This window comes from Thioclava sp. PTB-PU3-1, assembly GCF_055666785.1.
The window spans coordinates 670,894-687,074 of the sequence record NZ_JBVNVL010000001.1 but is presented as its reverse complement, the minus strand read 5'-3'; the positions used below and the strand labels follow the sequence as shown (position 1 = coordinate 687,074).

Sequence of the window (16,181 nt, the reverse complement as noted above, 5' to 3'; positions counted from 1 at the left end):
GCTGCGGGTCCGCTTCGCTCACTCTCAATAGTGCAATGGTTTTGCGCTATTCTTTCGCCAATTTCGACCCTTTTATGACCCCGCTTGCGGCGGCCGGGCTTTTCTGCGCGAGATGTGGCGATGATGTCCGCAGCCCCGATCAGTCTCCTTATCGCCGCCGTCTTCGCGCTGATTTACCTCGCGCGCCATGCAGGCGCAGGGGAAAGCGGTGCGAAAACCCTTGTGAAGACCGCCTCCGTCGTGGCGCTGATTCCGATGGCGGCGGCTATGGGCGCGCCGGTTGCGATACTCGCAGGTCTCGCGCTCGGGGCGGCGGGCGATTTCGCCCTGTCACGCCCCGGTCAACGGGCCTTCCTGATCGGCATGGCGGCCTTTGCGGCGGGGCATCTGGCCTATCTTCTGGGGTTCCTCGATATGGGCGCGCAGCCCTCCGCCTGGACCATCCCGCTCATCGCCTTGGGACTGTCGGCGGAGTTCTGGCTGCTGCCGCGCACGGGCGGGCTGTGCTGGCCGGTGCGGATCTATATCTGGATCATCGTGGCGATGGCGGCGGTGGCGATGGGCCTGCCCGCGGGCTATCTGATGGTGATCGCGGGCAGCCTTGCCTTCGTCCTCTCCGACCTGATCCTCGCGCTGGAGATGTTCGTGCTGCGCGACGCGGGCCGCAAACAGCTGGCGGCGCGCGCGCTCTGGGTGCTCTACTGGGGCGGTCAGGCCTTGATAGGCTGGGGCGCGGGATCGGGTTTTGCCGGGGGATAAGCCTTCCATCCGGGCCTGCGATGAACTAGGTGGAGCGTAAGGAAAGGCCTGATCCATGTCGTTTTTCAAAAAGCTCAAATCGCGTCTGACGCGTTCCTCCTCGAAGCTCGAGCAGGGCCTCGAGGATATCGTCGCCGAGAATGCGGCCCGTGAAGACGAGGTCGCGGAGACGCCGGAACCTTCCGCGCCCGCGACGCCCGCAGAGACCTCCCCCGAGGCGGCGCCGCAGACCCGCGCTGAACCCGCGCCGGAACCGGAGCCCGAGGCAGAGCCTGAGCCCGAACCGCGGCACAGCGAGACGATCAACCTCCCCGATCCGACACCGCCCGCGCCCGGCTACGTGCCCGCGCCGGTGACCGAACCGGTCGAGGAGGAACACGCGCAGATCGCCAAGGCACCGCTCGACGTCGAGCCCGCGCCCGAGCGTCCCAGCCCCGAGCCGAAGAAGCCCGGCCTTCTGGGCCGCATCTTTGGCGGTGGCGAGGCGAAACCCGCCGAGCCGCGCCGCGTCCTCGATGACGAGATGTTAGAGAGCCTCGAAGAGCTGCTGATCGCCTCCGACATGGGCGTCGATACCGCGCTGCGCGTCTCGGCGAACCTCGCGGAGGGGCGGATGGGCCGCAAGCTCTCGGTCTCCGAGATCAAGGGGCTGCTGGCCCAAGAGGTCGCCCGGATCATGGAACCGGTCGCGAAACCGCTGCCGCTCTATCCGAAAAAACCGCAGGTCGTTCTGGTGGTTGGCGTCAACGGCTCGGGCAAGACCACGACGATCGGCAAGCTCGCCTCGCAATTCCGCGCCGCCGGCAAGCAGGTCGTGATCGCGGCGGGCGACACGTTCCGCGCGGCTGCGGTCGAGCAGCTTCAGGTCTGGGGCGATCGCGCCGGCGTGCCGGTCCTGACCGCGCCCGAAGGCTCGGACCCGGCCTCGCTCGCCTATGATGCGATGAAGAAGGCCGAGGCCGAGGGCGCGGACCTTCTGATGATTGACACGGCAGGCCGGCTGCAGAACCGCGCCGACCTAATGGAAGAACTCGCCAAGATCGTCCGCGTGATCCGCAAGGTCGACGAGACCGCGCCGCATAATACGCTTCTCGTGCTCGATGCGACGACGGGCCAGAACGCGCTGCAGCAGGTCGATGTCTTCCGCAAGATCTCGAACGTGTCGGGGCTGGTGATGACCAAGCTCGACGGCACCGCGAAGGGCGGCGTTCTGGTGGCGCTGGCCGACAAGTTCGGCCTGCCGATCCACGCGATCGGGGTGGGCGAGCAACTCGACGATCTGGCGCCGTTCGATCCGGAAGAATTCGCGCAGGCCCTCGTCGGTCTCGAAGACTGAGCTGGCGAAGGGGGGCGCCGCCCCCAGCGCTTGCGCGCCCCCCCCTGGATATTTGTGCAAGAGCGAAGAGAGGGATGCGCCTTTCCTCTTCCCCTTGGTCGAAATATCCCGGGGGTGAATGGCCCCTGAGGCCAGAGGGGGCAGCGCCCCCTTGCCGCCGACATCACGAAGGACTTCCCCTTGAGCGACTGGATCATCTCCGTCTCGGGCACCGAGACCGGCAAGCACCTCGCGCTGAGCCTAGCTCTGCTCGCGGCCTTTCTTCACGCGCTGTTCGGGGCGTTGCAGAAGGGGCGGCACGATCCTTGGCTCAGCCGCGCCGCGATCGATGCGAGCTACGGGATCATCGCAGCCCCCTTCGCGCTTTTCGTGGTGCCGTGGCCCGAGCCCTTCATGTGGCCGATCTTCGTGGGCGTGTTCTTCATCCATGTCGCCTACAAGCTGCTGCAGGCGGCCTGCTACCAGCGCGGGGCCTATACGGTGGTCTATCCGGTCGTGCGCGGCACTGGACCGCTTTTCGCGGTCATCGGGGCGGGGTTCATCTTCGGCGAGCATTTCACGATCGGCCAATGGGCCGGGGTCGGCACGCTTCTGGCGGGCATCTACGGGCTTGCGCTCTACAACCTGCGCAACGTGACGGTCGATCGCGAGACGATGGTGCCCGCCCTGATGCTGGCCGTTGCGACCGGCGCCTTCGTCGCGCTCTACACGACCTATGACGCCTATGGCATCCGCGCGACCGCCGATCCGTTCACCTTCCTTGCGTGGTTCTTCTTCATCGACGGCTGGTTCATGCCGATCTTCACCGCGCGGCGCTGGACGAAACTGCCGAGTTCGGAAATGGTGCCGCTCATCAAGAGGGGTGTTATCGGCGCGATTGTTGCTTATTTCTCCTTTGGCTCGATCATGTTGGCGACACGGCTCGACAAGGTGGGCGAGGCGGCGGTGCTGCGCGAGACGTCCACGGTCTTCGCAGCGCTCATCGGCTGGCTCGTGCTGGGCGAGAAAGTGGGGCCGCGGCGCACGGCCCTGATGGCGCTGATCGCGGCAGGGGCCGTGATCGTTGAGATAGCAGGCAGGTAAAGGCAGATGGCAGAGAAAAAGATTTCCCCCTGGGTGAAAGCGGCGCTCGACTGGGGGCCGCTCATCGTGTTCTTCGTCGCCTTCAACCGGCTGAAGGACGGCACCTACACGATTCTCGGCACCGATTATTCGGGCTTCGTCGTGGCCACCGCGCTTTTCATCCCGCTGATCGCGGCGACGACGCTGATTCTGTGGCTGTTGACCGGCAAGCTCTCGGCGATGCAGATCGCGACGCTCGTGCTGGTGGCGATCTTCGGCGGGCTGTCGGTCTGGCTGAACGATCCGACCTTCTTCAAGATGAAGCCCACGATCATCTACCTGCTGTTCGCGGGCATTCTCGGGGCCGGATTGCTGCGCGGTAAGGCGTGGCTGCAACTGGTGATGAACGAGGCGATGCCGATGGCGCATGAGGGCTGGATGATCCTGACCAAGCGCTTCGTCTGGCTGTTTCTGGGCCTTGCCGTCGCCAATGAGATCGTCTGGCGCACGATGTCGGACGCGCATTGGGTCGATTTCAAGACTTTCGGTCTGCCGATCATCATGATCGCCTTCATCATGTCGCAGGCGAAGCTGTTCGAGCGTCACGGGATCGATACGGAGGAAAGCGAAGAGGGCTAACTCCGCCCTGTCCGCGCCCGCCGCGATCCGTTACACCTTTCGCGACTGCCAAACCCGGAGCCGCTCATGAAAATCGCCACCTTCAATATCAACGGCATCAAGGCGCGCCATCAGGCGCTGGTCGATTGGCTGAAGGAAGCCGAGCCCGACGTGGCTTTGCTGCAGGAGATCAAGTCGGTCGACGAGGGTTTCCCGCGCGAGATATTCGAGGAGTTGGGCTATTCCGTCGAGACGCACGGTCAGAAAAGCTTCAACGGCGTCGCGATCCTCTCGAAGCTGCCTCTGGAGGATGTAACGCGCGGCCTGCCCGGCGATGAGAGCGACGAACAGGCGCGCTGGATCGAGGCCACGGTGGTCGGCGACAAGGGCGCGGTGCGGCTCTGTGGCCTCTATCTGCCCAATGGCAACCCGGTGGAGATGGACGACGCAGGCCAGCCCGTCGAGGGCGGCAAATACGCCTACAAGCTGTCATGGATGGCGCGGATGAAGGCGCGGGCGGAAGAACTGCTCGCGCTGGAAGAGCCCTTCGTGATGGCGGGCGATTACAACATCATTCCCCAGGACGAGGATGCCGCGAAACCCGAGGCGTGGCGCGGTGATGCGCTGGCGTTGCCGCAAAGCCGCGAAGCCTTCCGCCGTATCCTCAATCTCGGCTTCACCGAGGCGTTCCGCGCCCGCGTGCAAGGGCCGGGGCATTACTCGTTCTGGGACTATCAGGCGGGCGCCTGGCAGAAGAATAACGGCATCCGGATCGACCATCTGCTGCTGTCGCCGCAGGCGGCGGATCTGCTGCGCGATGTCGGGATCGACAAGGAAATCCGTGGTCGCGACAAACCCTCGGATCACGTGCCGGTCTGGATCACGCTCGACCTCTGAGCGCGATTGCCGCAACGTCATTTCCTCGGCCCCGTCGCAGCTGTGCATAGTGGCGGCGGAAGAGAGGAGACCCCACATGCAAGACAAGATCAGCCGGCATCCTGTGCCGAAACTCGCCGACATGCCCGAGGATATCCGCACGCGGATCGAGGCGGTTCACGAGAAGGCCGGGTTCATCCCGAACATCTTCCTCGCGCTGGCGCACCGCCCCGACGAGTGCCGCGCCTTCTTCGCCTATCATGACGCGCTGATGGAGAAGCCCGGCAACCTGACCATTGCCGAGCGCGAGATGATCGTGGTAGCGACCTCGGCGGCCAATGAGTGCCAGTATTGCGTGATCGCCCATGGGGCGATTCTGCGCATCCGCGCCAAGAACCCGCTGATCGCCGATCAGGTCGCGGTGAATTACCGCAAGTCCGAGATCACGCCGCGCCAGCGCGCGATGCTCGACTTCGCGATGAAGGTGAGCCTGCGCGCGCAGGAGGTCGAGGAGGCCGACTACGAAGCGCTGCGCGCCCATGGCTTCACCGATGACGATATCTGGGATATCGGCGCGATCACCGCGTTTTTCGGCCTGTCGAACCGCTTGGTGAACATGGCCGCGATCCCGCCGAACCCCGAGTTCTACGCGATGGGGCGCTGAGCGCCTCTGGTCTTCGCCCATCCGCGCGGTCTAGGCTCTGGCGAAACCAGCCAGTGGGAGCGCGCGATGGGCGAGATCTTGATCCGGGGCGCCGAGGTGATCGTCACGATGGACGGCACCCGGCGCGAGCTGAAGGGCGCGGATCTGCTGCTGCGCGACGGGCAGATCGCCGCCGTCGGGCCGGGGCTGGAAAGCACGGGCGAGGTGGTCGAGGCCAAGGGCTGTGTCGTCACGCCGGGGCTCGTGAATACCCATCACCATCTTTACCAGACGCTGACGCGCGCGGTGCCGGGGGGCCAAGATGCGCTGCTATTTGGCTGGCTGCAGACGCTCTATCCGATCTGGGCGAAGATGGGGCCCGAGGAAATCCGCGTCTCGGCGCAGGTGGGGCTCGCGGAGCTGGCGCTGACCGGCTGCACCACCAGTTCCGATCATCTGTATATGTATCCGAATGGCGCGCGGCTGGAGGACACGATCCACGCCGCCGCCGAGCTGGGCCTGCGCTTCCATCCCACGCGCGGCGCGATGAGCATCGGTGAGAGCGATGGGGGGCTGCCGCCCGATAGTCTGGTGGAGCGCGAGGCCGCGATCCTGAACGACTGCATCCGGGTCGTCGACGTGTTCCACGATGCGGGCGAGGGCTCGATGTGCCGGGTGGGGATCGCGCCGTGCTCGCCGTTTTCAGTGTCGCGCGAACTGATGCGCGACGCCGCGCTGCTGGCGCGCGACAAGGGCGTGATGCTGCACACCCATCTGGCGGAGAATGACGAGGATATTTCCTACAGCTTGGAGCAGTTCGGCTGTCGGCCGGGGCAGTATGCGGAAGATCTGGGCTGGACCGGCGAGGATGTCTGGCACGCGCATTGCGTGAAGCTGGATGCGGGCGAGATCGACCTGTTCGCGCGCACGAAGACGGGGGTTGCGCATTGTCCGTGCTCGAATTGCCGTCTGGGCTCGGGCATCGCGCCGATGCGGCAGATGCGCGATGCGGGGGTGAAGGTCGCGCTTGGCGTCGATGGCTCGGCCTCGAACGATGCAGGGAGCCTCATCGGCGAGGCGCGCATGGCGATGCTGCTGCAGCGGGTGCAAAACGGTGCCGACGCGATGGCCGCGCGCGAGGCGCTGGAGATCGCGACTTTGGGCGGGGCGCAGGTTCTGGGCCGTCCCGATTGCGGGGTGCTCGCACCGGGAAAACGCGCGGATGTGGCGATCTGGGATGTCTCGGGGCTGGAGGCGGCAGGCGCATGGGATCCGGTCGCGGCGCTGGTGCTGTGCGGGCCGCCCAAGGTGAAGCATCTCTTCGTCGAGGGTCGTCAGGTGGTGCGCGATGGGCAGGTGGTGACGATCGACCTGCCGCGGGTGATCGAGACGCAAAACCGTCTCGCGGCACGGCTTATGGGCTGAATTTCTCGCGCCGCACGGCACCGGCGGCGCTGGCGATCCGCAGCAGGCGGCGTCGGTCGCCTGCAAGGGCGGCCTCCATCAGCCCCGATAGCCCACCGCGCGCCTTCAGATGCGGCCCGAGGTCGGAATGGCCGAGATCGGGGAAGATCAGGTGGTCGACATTTGGCGCGGGCGGGAAGGGCATCGCCTGGTCCAGATCGTCATGCGCGCCGTGGAACAGGATCGCCCAGCAAGGCGCGGGCGGGAGCGGCGTGGTCTCGCGGGCGAAATGGTCGATCCGAGAGGTCCACTCGCTCCAGCGCGTCTCGCCCGGCACGACGCCGGGTTTGACTGAAGCCTGCGGCGACAGCGCGAGCACCACATCGACCGGGATCACCTCAGCCGCGACCAGCGCCGAGACCGCGCCCATCGAAAGTCCAATGGCGGCGATGCGGGTGACGGGGCGGCGGCGCGTCACCTCTGCCAAGGCGGCGCGCAGGGCAGGGGCGAAGCCCGGGTCATTCGCCCAGCTGCGGCTTTCGTCGCTGATGAACAGCGCCCGGCGCGGGAAACCGGGCGTGCCACGCCCCGTGGCGGTGGCGACGAATTCCGGTGCGGGCGGGCGGCTTGGGTCATGGCCGATCGAGGCGAAGGAGATCACCAGATCGCCGCCGCCGCCGTCGAGAAAATCAATGGTGAAAGGCGCGCGGGCGTAAATCCTCTCGAAGGCCGGATCGCTCAATGCAGCCGCTTGCCCGCGACCCAGGTGCCCGCGATCGCGCGGTCGTCGCCCATCATGATCGTCGGGAAGATCGCCTCCCAGATATCCTCCGCACGGTCGGCACGCTGCGTAATGGCAAGCGTCGAGGCGAGGTCGACCGCGATGAAATCCGCCTCCATCCCCGGGGCCAGCGCGCCGATCTTGTCACCCATCCGCATCGACTTGGCCGAGCCTTGCGTGGCCAGCCACCAAAGCTGCGCGGGGTGCAGCGGCTTATGCGTGAGCTGCCCGATCTCATAGGCGGCGGCCATCGTGCGCAGCATCGAAAAGCTCGACCCGCCGCCGGTATCGGTGGCCAGACCGATTTGCTGCCCCTCGGCCAGACGCGTCGGCCAGTCGAAGAGCCCCGACCCGATGAACGTGTTCGAGGTCGGGCAATGAATCAGCGCCGCGCCGACCTCCTTGATCCGGTCTGCCTCGCGCGGCTCCAGATGGATCGCGTGGCCGTAAAGCGCGTTCTCGCCCAGCAGGCCATAAGTCTCGTAAGTGTCGAGATAGTCGCGTGCGGTGGGATATAGCTCGCGCACCCATGCGATCTCGTCCACCTGCTCGCTCAGATGGGTCTGCATCAGGCAATCGGGATGCTCCGCCCAGAGCGCGCCCAGAGCGCAAAGCTGATCCGCCGACGAGGTGGGCGAGAAGCGCGGCGTGATGACATAGCTCAGCCGGCCAGTCCCGTGCCACTTCTGCAAGAGGATGCGGCTGTCGTCATAGGCCGATTGCGGGGTGTCGCGCAAAGCCTCGGGGGCGTGGCGATCCATGCAGGTCTTGCCCGCCGCGGCGCGCATCCCGCGGGCCTTGGCGGCGGTGAAGAAGGCTTCGACGCTGGCGGGATGGATCGTGCAATAGCTGCACATCGACGTCGTGCCGTTCATCAGCGCCAGATCGAGATAGCGGGTCGCGATCTCTTCCGCATGGGCGGGATCGGCGAAGGAAATCTCTTCGGGGAAAGTATAGGTGTTGAGCCAGTCGATCAGCCGCTTGCCCCAGCTCGCGACGATCGCGGTCTGCGGGTAATGCACATGCGCATCGACGAACCCGGGCGACAGGAGGTGGTCGCCATGATCGACGATCTCGGCCTGCGGATGGGCCTCGCGCAGATCGTCGGCCTCGCCCACGGCGGCGATCATACCGCCGTCGATCAGCATACCGCCGCGGCGCCGGTGCGTGACCGCCTCCGGCCCTTCGACAAGCGCGTCGCCGCGGTATTCCAGAACCTGCCCAAGGTGCAGCTCAGCCATCATTCTCTCCTGTCCGACGCGCCATGCTAGGGCGGGGCGCGGCGAAGGTAAATCTCTGCCGTCGCGGCGCTTCTTTTTCGCCCTCGCCCCCCTGTCCATCTGCGAGAAAACAGCTATGTTTCACGCGCGATCGGAATGGGGGCGACATGGCCGAAGCACTTGCCGAAGAGACAGAGCGCGAGGAAGAGGATTATCGGCTGAGCGGAGAGCTGGTCGAGGAAATTCTCGATGCCGTCGAGCAGGAAGATGCAGATCGCCTGAGCGAGCTGCTCGAGCCCTTGCACGCCGCCGATATCGCCGACCTTATCGAACAGGTCTCCGGCCATGAGCGGCGCGAGATTCTGCGCCTCTGGGGCCGCCAGATCGACGGCGAGATCCTGACCGAGATCGATGAGGGTATCCGCGAGGAGGTTCTCGCGAGCCTGCCGCCGGAAGTTCTGGCCGATGCGGTCCGCGAGCTCGATTCCGATGACGTCGTCGACCTGATCGAAGACCTCGAGGAGCCGCAGCAGGAAGCGATCCTCGGCGCGCTCGACGAGACCGATCGGGCCGCGGTCGAGAAATCGCTGGGCTATCCCGAATATTCCGCCGGTCGTTTGATGCAGCGCGAGGTCGTGACCGCGCCCGAGCATTGGACGGTGGGCGAGACGATCGACTTTCTGCGGAAAGCCAAATGGCTGCCCGACCAGTTCTATCACGTGACTCTCGTCGATCCGGGCCATCACCCGGTCGGCAATGTCACTCTGGGACGCATCCTGTCCGCCCCGCGCGCCTCGAAGCTGATCGAGATTTGTGAGGAAGAGTTCCGCAAGATCTCGGCCTATCAGGACGAGGGCGACGTGGCCTATGCGTTCAACCAGTATCACCTGATCTCGGCCCCGGTCGTGGATGAAGACGACCGCTTGGTCGGCGTCATCACCATCGACGACGCGATGTCGGTCCTCGACGAGGAACACGAGGAAGACATCCTTCGCCTCGCCGGTGTGGGTGACGAATCCGCGATCTCGGATACCGTTCTGGAAACCGTGCGTCAGCGCCTGCCGTGGCTCTTCGTGAACCTGCTGACGGCGATCCTCGCCTCGGCGGTTATCTCGATCTTCGAGGGAACGATCCAGCAGCTCGTGGCGCTCGCCGTGCTGATGCCCATCGTGGCCTCGATGGGCGGCAATGCGGGCACGCAGACGCTGACAGTTGCGGTGCGTGCGCTGGCGACCCGCGATCTGACGGACAGCAACGTCTGGCGGGTCGTGCGACGGGAAGCCATCGTGGGGCTGCTGAACGGTCTCGCCTTCGCAGTCGTGATGGGCGCGGTGGCCGCCTTCTGGTTCTCGGGCGCACAGCTTGGCATCGTGATCGGGCTGGCGATGGTGATCAACCTCGTGGTGGCTGCCTTGTCGGGCATCCTGATCCCGCTGGCGCTGGAGAAGCTCGGCGCGGACCCAGCGCTGGCCTCGGGCACGTTCGTGACGACGATGACCGATGTGGTGGGCTTCTTCGCCTTCCTCGGGCTCGCCTCCGTCGTGCTGCTATGAGCAAGGATCTCGCGCGCAAGGACGCTTTCGCTGCGCGTAAGGCGGCCCATGCGGCCGATGACGGATCTGCGACGCGGGCGCTGACGGCGGCGCTGGAGCCCTTCGCGGGCAAGGTGCTGGCGGGCTATTGGCCGATCCGGACCGAGCCCGATCCGCGCCCGGCGATGGTCGCGCATGGCGGGCCGCTCTGTCTGCCGGTGGTGGTCGCGGAGGCGCAGCCTCTGGTCTTTCACCGCTGGACGCCCGAGACCGAGATGGTCGCGGGCGCTTTCGGGGCGCATATCCCGGCGGAGGGCGAGGAGGTCACGCCCGAGGTGCTGATTGTGCCGCTGCTGGCTTTCGACGCGCAGGGCTATCGGCTGGGCTATGGTGGCGGCTTTTACGACCGCACGCTGGAGGGGCTGCGCGCACGCGGCCCCGTCACGGCGATCGGCTTTGCTTTCGCGGCGCAGGAAGTGCCGGAAGTGCCCACCGAGCCGACCGATCAGCCTCTCGACACGATCGTGACCGAGGCGGGCATCCTACATCTTTGATCAGCCCATCCGCTCGGAGGCGTAGGCACCGGGCGAAGCCGGGAAGACCACCGTCTTGCTGTCGTTCAGGAAGACCCGGTGCTGCACATGGGCGTGGATTGCGCGCGACAGCACCTGCGCCTCGACATCGCGGCCCAGCGAGACGTAATCCGACGGGCTTTGCGCATGGGTGACGCGCACGGTGTCCTGCTCGATGATCGGGCCTTCGTCGAGATCGGCGGTCACGTAATGCGAGGTCGCCCCGATCAGCTTCACACCACGCTCATAGGCCTGCTTGTAGGGGTTCGCACCCTTGAAGCTCGGCAGGAAGGAGTGGTGGATGTTGATGATCCGGCCCGACATCTTCTGGCACAGCGCGTCCGACAGGATTTGCATGTAGCGCGCCAGCACGATCAGTTCCGCGCCCGATTCATCGACCACGTCCAGAAGACGCTTCTCTGCCTCGGGCTTGTTCTCTTTCGTCACCTTGATGTGGTGGAAGGGCAGGTCATGGTTCACGACGACCTTCTGATAGGTCATGTGGTTCGACACCACGCCCACGATCTCGATCGGCAGCGCACCGATGCGCCAGCGGTAGAGAAGGTCGTTCAGGCAGTGGCCGAAGTTCGACACCATCACCAGAACCTTCATCTTCTCGCGGGAGTCGCGGACCGCCCAGTCCATCTCGAAATCCTTGGCGACCGGCTCGAAGGCGGCGCGGATCGCCTCGGCATCCTTGCCTTTCTCGGAGACGAAGCTGACGCGCATGAAGAACTGGCCCGTCTTCGGGTCGTCATACTGATGCGAGTCGGTGATGTTGCAGCCCTGATCGGCCAACACGTTCGCGATCCCCGCGACGATCCCCCGCGTCGAGGGGCAGGCAACGGTGAGAACGTAAGCGTCGGCAGTCTGGGTCATGTCGCATCCCTTTTAATCTTTCGCCCGGTTTCCTAGCGCGCCGGGGGTGGGGACACAATCACCCCGAGTCCGGGGAAGGGCGCGGGAGAAAGCGACGGCGTTGCGGTGAAAAGCGGCATCGCGTCAGGGGCGACGCGCGCGGCCTCAGGCCGCCGCGTTTTCGGGCTGCGTGCCGCGCAGAGATTCGATTTCGAGGAAAACGCTCGAAACCTCCGGGTGGGCCTCGTGGATTTTCTTCTGCACCGCCTCCACCGCGTGGAAGATCGCCTCGGGCGAGAGGCCGTTCCTCATCTTCAGCTCGATATTCACCAGCACCTGATCGGGCGCGAAATGCATCGTGAGAAGCCGTTTGACCTCCGCCACCTCGTCGAACCCGGTCGCGATCTCGCGGATCGACTTGCGCACGTCGCGGTCAGCGGCCTCGCCCATGATCAGCGCGCGGGTCTCGTAGACGAGGATGATCGCCACGACGATCAGGATGAGCCCGATGACGATAGAGGCTGCGCCGTCGAAGAACGGGTTTTCGAAGGTCACCGAGAGATAGACGCCAAGCGCGGCCGCGAGGATGCCAAGAAGGGCCGCGCTGTCTTCGGCGACGACGACGAAGATCGACGGGTCCTTTGAGCGGCGGAAGGCCTTGAAATAGCCTTCGCCCGGTTTGCGCTGCTTCAGAAGCTGACGGATCGCGATGACCCAGGACGTGCCTTCAGCGAGGAAGGCCACGAGCAGCACGCCGTAGTTCCAGATCGGCTTTTCGATCGGTTCGGGGTTCTGGATATGGACGATGCCCTCATAGATCGAGAGCCCGCCGCCGATCGCAAACAGCAGCATCGCGACGACGAGCGACCAGAAATACAGCTCCTTGCCATAGCCGAACGGGTGTTTCTCGTCCGGTTCCTTCTTGCTGCGCTTGTGGCCCAGCAACAGCAGCCCCTCATTGCCGGTATCGACCACCGAGTGGAACGCCTCCGCCAGCATGGACGAGCTGCCCGTGAAGGCCGCCGCCACGAATTTCGCGATGGCGATCAGAAGGTTCGCGGCGAGCGCGCCATAGACGGCAATCGGCTTTTCTTCGGAGGCTTGGGCTTCGGCCATGGCTGGAATCCTGCATCGGGGCGCGCGACGGGGAGGAACGACCGCGCGCCGGTGTCGTGATGCAGGGTTAACATGGGCGGGGGCAGGGCGGTTCCGCGAGGCCGGTGCGGCAGGGCTCAGCCGTTGCAGTTCAGCGCTTTCGCGAACCCCGCCGGCGAGGTGTGGCGGCCAAGGCGCGTCCAGTTCACTGCGTTCGCGGACGTGACGGAGAGCGCAAGCAGTTCCGACCAGTCGAAGCTGGCGACGATCATCTCGGGACCAGAGCCGCAATCGCGCACCCCGCCCAGGATCGTGTCAGAGCCGAAACGGTGATTGGTGAACTGCCCGCCCGCGAAGGTCGGGTGCAAAGCGCCGTCGCGATACTCGAAGAGGCGCAGCACGCCCAACCGATGCGGCGCGTCGATCAGCGCGATGTCGCGATGCCCGTTGCTATTGAAATCCGCGACGCCGATGGGCGCGAGCCAATGGTTCGGCTCACCCACGAAATCGGTCGCGGCGAGGAATTCCGGCTTGCCCGAATGCACCGTGAGCACCAGAAGCCGAGAGCCGAACTTCAGGTGCGATTGCACCACGATCACCTCGGCGATGCCGTCGCCGTCGAGATCGCTCAGGCGCGGGCTCGTGTCCTCGTAGACCATGTCGGGATCGAGGCGCAGGTCATAGGTCAGCGTGCTGTGCCCCGAGAACAGCCCTTTGGGACTGCCCGCCTTGCGGGACACCTCGATCTGGAGATTTGCGAATTCCTGATCGGGGCCGAGCGCGCCGTGACCGTAGCGATCCGTAGGCTCGGTGAACCGCGCAGCGACCGACATTTCGGCCCGCGCGGGCAGGGCGGCAGCGGTGACCAGCGCGAAGGCGAGGGCCACCGCGCGGCGCATCAGATCTGCTTTTCGGGAAGATTGACGATCAGGCCGTCGAGCTCGTCCGTGACCTTGATCTGGCAGGTCAGGCGCGAGGTGACGGGATCGGGCTCGTACGCGAAGTCGAGCATGTCCTCTTCCATCGGATCGCGCGGAGGCAGTTTCTCGATCCAGTCCTTGTCGACGTAGACATGGCAGGTCGAACAGGCGCAGGCGCCGCCGCAATCGGCGTCGATGCCGGGCACGCCATTGTCGCGTGCGCCTTCCATCACGGTCATGCCGGGCTTCACGTCGATCTCGTGACGGGTGCCGTTGAATTCGACATAGGTGATTTTCGCCATAGCTCGGGGCCTCTTGTTCGTAATCAAAACGCGCTTGCCGGCGGGGCCGGTCGCAAGTGATCTAAGCTGCTTTCGGTGATTTGGCCAGAGGCGGGCTGTCACGGGCAAGGGATTGCCGCAGCGTAGATATCGGCTAGTCTGCCGGCCCAAGGCAGGCGGAGACAAGAATGCGGCAGATCGCTGAAAACTTCGGCACGGCGCGGGCGGTGCTGGTGGCGCTGGGTGTGACGATGGGGCTGGCGGGCTGTCAGCCCACAGCGCAGGGTTCGGAGGCCACACCGAAGGACCCGCCCGCCAAGACGCTCGCCCATGTGCTTCAAAGCCGCCCGCCCGCCGACGACGCGCAGGGTTGTTTCACCCAACTCAAGGGCCCGGCCAAGGTCGAGACCGTGACCGGGCAGGTGCAGGTCCTCCCCGAACAGCGCGACCCGAAGACCGGCAAGGTCACGCAGCCCGCGATCTATCGCGAATTGAGCGGCCAGAAGCTCGTCGATAGCGGCAAGCCGCGCTATTTCGAATCCGTCTGCTCGGAGGATCTGACGCCCGCTTTCGTTGCGATGACCCAGCGTGCGCTGGCGCTGCGTGGGCTGTATTCCGGCCCCGCCGACGGCAAGCTGGACCCGGCGACGGGGCGCGCGATCGCAGCCTATCAGGCGCCGCGTGGCCTCGACAGCCCGACGCTTTCGGTGCGCGCCGCGCAGGAACTGGGCCTCTATATCTGGTCGAACTGAGGCCATCCGCGCCCGCCATCGCATCGCTGCACAGCCCTTTGCGCAGGCGGCGGGGTTGTGCCTTTGGGAGGAACGGTCTCTAACCGGAGGCCAAGGGATCAGGGGGCAACATGCAAAAGCTTTTCGGCAGCAATCTGCGCTTCATGCGCGACAATGCCCGCTGGCTCGGCGCGGGGTTCCTGCTGACGCTGTTCTCCTCCTTCGGACAGACCTTCTTCATCGGCCTGTCGGGCAATGACATTCGCGCGACTTTCGGCCTGTCGGGCGGCACCTTCGGCGCGCTCTACATGGTGGCGACGCTGGCCTCGGCCTCGACGCTGCCGTTTCTGGGGCGCACGCTCGACCTGATGCCCGGCTGGAAGGTGGTGCGCTTCACCATTCCGCTGCTCGCGCTGGCCTGTATCGGGATCACGCTTGCGCCGAACCTGATCTTCCTGACGCTGGCGATCTACATGCTTCGGCTCTTCGGGCAGGGCATGATGACCGAGATTGCCTTCACCGAGATCGGCCGCTGGTTCGTCGCGAGCCGCGGCAAAGCGATGTCGCTTATCGTGCCGGGCCAGCCTTTCGGCTCTGCGGTGCTGCCGGTTCTGGTGGTGCTGATCGCGCAGGCGAGCGGCAATTGGCATCTCGCGTGGTGGCTCTCAGCCGCGGTGCTGGTCTTGATCGCCTGGCCGCTCCTGATGCGGCTCATGCAGGTCGAGCGGGTGCCGAACGCGACCGAGGTGCAATCGAGCGCCTCGGGCACCGCGCGCGACTGGACCCGTGCTGAGGTGATCCGCGATCCGGTCCTCTACATGCTGCTGGCGGGACTGCTCGCGCCGCCCTTCATCGGCACGGTGATCTTCTTCCACCAAGGCTACCTGACCGAGCTGCGCGGCTACTCCCCGCTTGCCTTCGCGGCGGCCTTCCCGGTGATGTCCCTCGCGACCGTGGGCTTCGGCTTCGTCTGCGGCGGGCTGATCGACCGGTTCGGGGCGCTGCGCCTGCTGCCCTTCGTGCTGGCACCGCTGACGCTTGCCTCGCTGACGGTCGCCTTGGTCACGCCGGTCTGGGGCGTCTATGCCTTCATGGCGCTGCTTGGCATGTCGAACGGGTTTTCCGGCACGCTGATGGGCGCGCTCTGGCCCGAGGTCTACGGGGTGAAAAACCTCGGCGGCATCCGCGCGATCATCGTGGCCTCGATGGTGCTCTCGACCGCCGTGGGGCCGGGGATCACGGGCGTGCTGATCGATATGGGGGTGGAGCTGCCGACCCAGATGCTGGGCATGGCGGTCTGGTGCGTGATCGCCGCCGGGAGCCTGACGATCGCCTCGCGCCGGGTGCTGGCGCGCGAAACGGGACAATGAAAAAGGCGCCCCGCGGGTCAGCCCCATGCAGTAAATGGTGCAGCGTGGGGCCGGACGCCTTGTAGGCGCAACGCATGTCGATCAGCAGCTCCCGACAAGAACTTCGGGAGCTGTCTGCGGCGG

The 16,181-nt window shown here is 65.6% G+C and carries 17 protein-coding genes; 11 read left to right on the top strand and 6 right to left on the bottom strand.

The window, feature by feature from the left end; all coding sequences use genetic code 11:
- Positions 1-120 precede the first annotated feature (120 nt).
- The 7 genes from ACZ7GB_RS03075 to ACZ7GB_RS03045 all read left to right on the top strand — a co-directional run bounded on the left by ACZ7GB_RS03075 (position 121) and on the right by ACZ7GB_RS03045 (position 6,719).
- The gene (locus ACZ7GB_RS03075; RefSeq protein ID WP_472157620.1) at positions 121-759 is read left to right on the top strand and encodes a lysoplasmalogenase family protein; all 639 of its coding nucleotides are present in this window, start codon (positions 121-123) and stop codon (positions 757-759) included.
- A gap of 55 nt (positions 760-814) precedes the next feature.
- Positions 815-2,095 carry a signal recognition particle-docking protein FtsY gene (gene ftsY, locus ACZ7GB_RS03070; protein ID WP_472157619.1) on the top strand — a complete coding sequence of 427 codons (1,281 nt, stop codon included), beginning with the start codon at positions 815-817 and terminating at the stop codon, positions 2,093-2,095.
- Between the two features lie 180 nt (positions 2,096-2,275).
- Positions 2,276-3,178, top strand: a complete 903-nt coding sequence (locus tag ACZ7GB_RS03065) for an EamA family transporter (protein WP_472157618.1) — start codon at positions 2,276-2,278, stop codon at positions 3,176-3,178.
- Positions 3,179-3,184: 6 nt separating this feature from the next.
- Positions 3,185-3,796 (top strand): inner membrane-spanning protein YciB, encoded by a 612-nt coding sequence (locus ACZ7GB_RS03060; RefSeq protein WP_078519652.1) that lies wholly within the window; start codon positions 3,185-3,187, stop codon positions 3,794-3,796.
- Positions 3,797-3,862: 66 nt separating this feature from the next.
- Positions 3,863-4,672: an exodeoxyribonuclease III gene (gene xth, locus ACZ7GB_RS03055; protein ID WP_472157617.1), complete on the top strand. Its 810-nt coding sequence runs from the start codon at positions 3,863-3,865 to the stop codon at positions 4,670-4,672.
- A gap of 76 nt (positions 4,673-4,748) precedes the next feature.
- Positions 4,749-5,315: a peroxidase-related enzyme gene (locus ACZ7GB_RS03050; RefSeq protein ID WP_078519650.1), complete on the top strand. Its 567-nt coding sequence runs from the start codon at positions 4,749-4,751 to the stop codon at positions 5,313-5,315.
- Between the two features lie 66 nt (positions 5,316-5,381).
- Positions 5,382-6,719, top strand: a complete 1,338-nt coding sequence (locus tag ACZ7GB_RS03045) for an 8-oxoguanine deaminase (protein ID WP_472157616.1) — start codon at positions 5,382-5,384, stop codon at positions 6,717-6,719.
- Here the strand turns inward: ACZ7GB_RS03045 and ACZ7GB_RS03040 are convergent.
- Together ACZ7GB_RS03040 and guaD are read right to left on the bottom strand one after the other, a co-directional pair.
- Positions 6,709-7,440 carry a hypothetical protein gene (locus tag ACZ7GB_RS03040; RefSeq protein ID WP_472157615.1) on the bottom strand — a complete coding sequence of 244 codons (732 nt, stop codon included), beginning with the start codon at positions 7,438-7,440 and terminating at the stop codon, positions 6,709-6,711. The genes ACZ7GB_RS03045 and ACZ7GB_RS03040 overlap by 11 nt on opposite strands.
- Positions 7,437-8,720: a guanine deaminase gene (guaD, locus tag ACZ7GB_RS03035; protein ID WP_472157614.1), complete on the bottom strand. Its 1,284-nt coding sequence runs from the start codon at positions 8,718-8,720 to the stop codon at positions 7,437-7,439. The genes ACZ7GB_RS03040 and guaD overlap by 4 nt, the downstream gene beginning before the upstream one ends.
- Before the next feature lie 146 nt (positions 8,721-8,866).
- Between guaD and mgtE the strand changes: the two genes are divergently transcribed.
- Both mgtE and ACZ7GB_RS03025 read left to right on the top strand, forming a co-directional pair.
- On the top strand, positions 8,867-10,252 hold the full coding sequence (gene mgtE, locus ACZ7GB_RS03030) for a magnesium transporter (protein WP_078539714.1): 1,386 nt from the start codon (positions 8,867-8,869) through the stop codon (positions 10,250-10,252).
- Entirely contained in the window at positions 10,249-10,785 is a 537-nt protein-coding gene (locus ACZ7GB_RS03025; protein ID WP_472157613.1) for a 5-formyltetrahydrofolate cyclo-ligase, read from the top strand. Before mgtE ends, ACZ7GB_RS03025 begins: the two co-directional genes overlap by 4 nt.
- On the opposite strand, the gene purU is transcribed toward ACZ7GB_RS03025, so the two are convergent.
- The 4 genes from purU to ACZ7GB_RS03005 all read right to left on the bottom strand — a co-directional run bounded on the left by purU (position 10,786) and on the right by ACZ7GB_RS03005 (position 13,978).
- Positions 10,786-11,682: a formyltetrahydrofolate deformylase gene (gene purU, locus ACZ7GB_RS03020; protein WP_078546283.1), complete on the bottom strand. Its 897-nt coding sequence runs from the start codon at positions 11,680-11,682 to the stop codon at positions 10,786-10,788.
- A gap of 144 nt (positions 11,683-11,826) precedes the next feature.
- A complete protein-coding gene (locus ACZ7GB_RS03015; RefSeq protein ID WP_472157612.1) occupies positions 11,827-12,777 on the bottom strand; it encodes a cation diffusion facilitator family transporter in 951 nt (316 codons plus the stop codon).
- 116 nt (positions 12,778-12,893) lie between these two features.
- Complete coding sequence (locus ACZ7GB_RS03010; protein ID WP_472157611.1) at positions 12,894-13,655, bottom strand: FG-GAP repeat domain-containing protein; 762 nt, start codon at positions 13,653-13,655, stop codon at positions 12,894-12,896.
- On the bottom strand, positions 13,655-13,978 hold the full coding sequence (locus ACZ7GB_RS03005) for a 2Fe-2S iron-sulfur cluster-binding protein (RefSeq protein ID WP_075776110.1): 324 nt from the start codon (positions 13,976-13,978) through the stop codon (positions 13,655-13,657). Before ACZ7GB_RS03005 ends, ACZ7GB_RS03010 begins: the two co-directional genes overlap by 1 nt.
- A gap of 167 nt (positions 13,979-14,145) precedes the next feature.
- Here ACZ7GB_RS03005 and ACZ7GB_RS03000 point away from each other — a divergent pair, with 167 nt between their 5' ends.
- Together ACZ7GB_RS03000 and ACZ7GB_RS02995 are read left to right on the top strand one after the other, a co-directional pair.
- On the top strand, positions 14,146-14,709 hold the full coding sequence (locus tag ACZ7GB_RS03000; RefSeq protein WP_472157610.1) for a peptidoglycan-binding domain-containing protein: 564 nt from the start codon (positions 14,146-14,148) through the stop codon (positions 14,707-14,709).
- Between the two features lie 110 nt (positions 14,710-14,819).
- Positions 14,820-16,058 carry an MFS transporter gene (locus ACZ7GB_RS02995; protein ID WP_472157609.1) on the top strand — a complete coding sequence of 413 codons (1,239 nt, stop codon included), beginning with the start codon at positions 14,820-14,822 and terminating at the stop codon, positions 16,056-16,058.
- Positions 16,059-16,181 lie beyond the last annotated feature (123 nt).

Excerpts from the sequence above, each read along its gene's own strand:
- ACZ7GB_RS03075 (WP_472157620.1), top strand. The coding sequence starts at position 121 with ATGATGTCCGCAGCCCCGATCAGTCTCCTTATCGCCGCCGTCTTCGCG.
- ftsY (WP_472157619.1), top strand. The coding sequence starts at position 815 with ATGTCGTTTTTCAAAAAGCTCAAATCGCGTCTGACGCGTTCCTCCTCG.
- ACZ7GB_RS03060 (WP_078519652.1), top strand. The coding sequence starts at position 3,185 with ATGGCAGAGAAAAAGATTTCCCCCTGGGTGAAAGCGGCGCTCGACTGG.
- xth (WP_472157617.1), top strand. The coding sequence starts at position 3,863 with ATGAAAATCGCCACCTTCAATATCAACGGCATCAAGGCGCGCCATCAG.
- ACZ7GB_RS03050 (WP_078519650.1), top strand. The coding sequence starts at position 4,749 with ATGCAAGACAAGATCAGCCGGCATCCTGTGCCGAAACTCGCCGACATG.
- ACZ7GB_RS03045 (WP_472157616.1), top strand. The coding sequence starts at position 5,382 with ATGGGCGAGATCTTGATCCGGGGCGCCGAGGTGATCGTCACGATGGAC.
- guaD (WP_472157614.1), bottom strand. The coding sequence starts at position 8,720 with ATGGCTGAGCTGCACCTTGGGCAGGTTCTGGAATACCGCGGCGACGCG.
- mgtE (WP_078539714.1), top strand. The coding sequence starts at position 8,867 with ATGGCCGAAGCACTTGCCGAAGAGACAGAGCGCGAGGAAGAGGATTAT.
- ACZ7GB_RS03025 (WP_472157613.1), top strand. The coding sequence starts at position 10,249 with ATGAGCAAGGATCTCGCGCGCAAGGACGCTTTCGCTGCGCGTAAGGCG.
- purU (WP_078546283.1), bottom strand. The coding sequence starts at position 11,682 with ATGACCCAGACTGCCGACGCTTACGTTCTCACCGTTGCCTGCCCCTCG.
- ACZ7GB_RS03015 (WP_472157612.1), bottom strand. The coding sequence starts at position 12,777 with ATGGCCGAAGCCCAAGCCTCCGAAGAAAAGCCGATTGCCGTCTATGGC.
- ACZ7GB_RS03010 (WP_472157611.1), bottom strand. The coding sequence starts at position 13,655 with ATGCGCCGCGCGGTGGCCCTCGCCTTCGCGCTGGTCACCGCTGCCGCC.
- ACZ7GB_RS03005 (WP_075776110.1), bottom strand. The coding sequence starts at position 13,978 with ATGGCGAAAATCACCTATGTCGAATTCAACGGCACCCGTCACGAGATC.
- ACZ7GB_RS03000 (WP_472157610.1), top strand. The coding sequence starts at position 14,146 with ATGCGGCAGATCGCTGAAAACTTCGGCACGGCGCGGGCGGTGCTGGTG.
- ACZ7GB_RS02995 (WP_472157609.1), top strand. The coding sequence starts at position 14,820 with ATGCAAAAGCTTTTCGGCAGCAATCTGCGCTTCATGCGCGACAATGCC.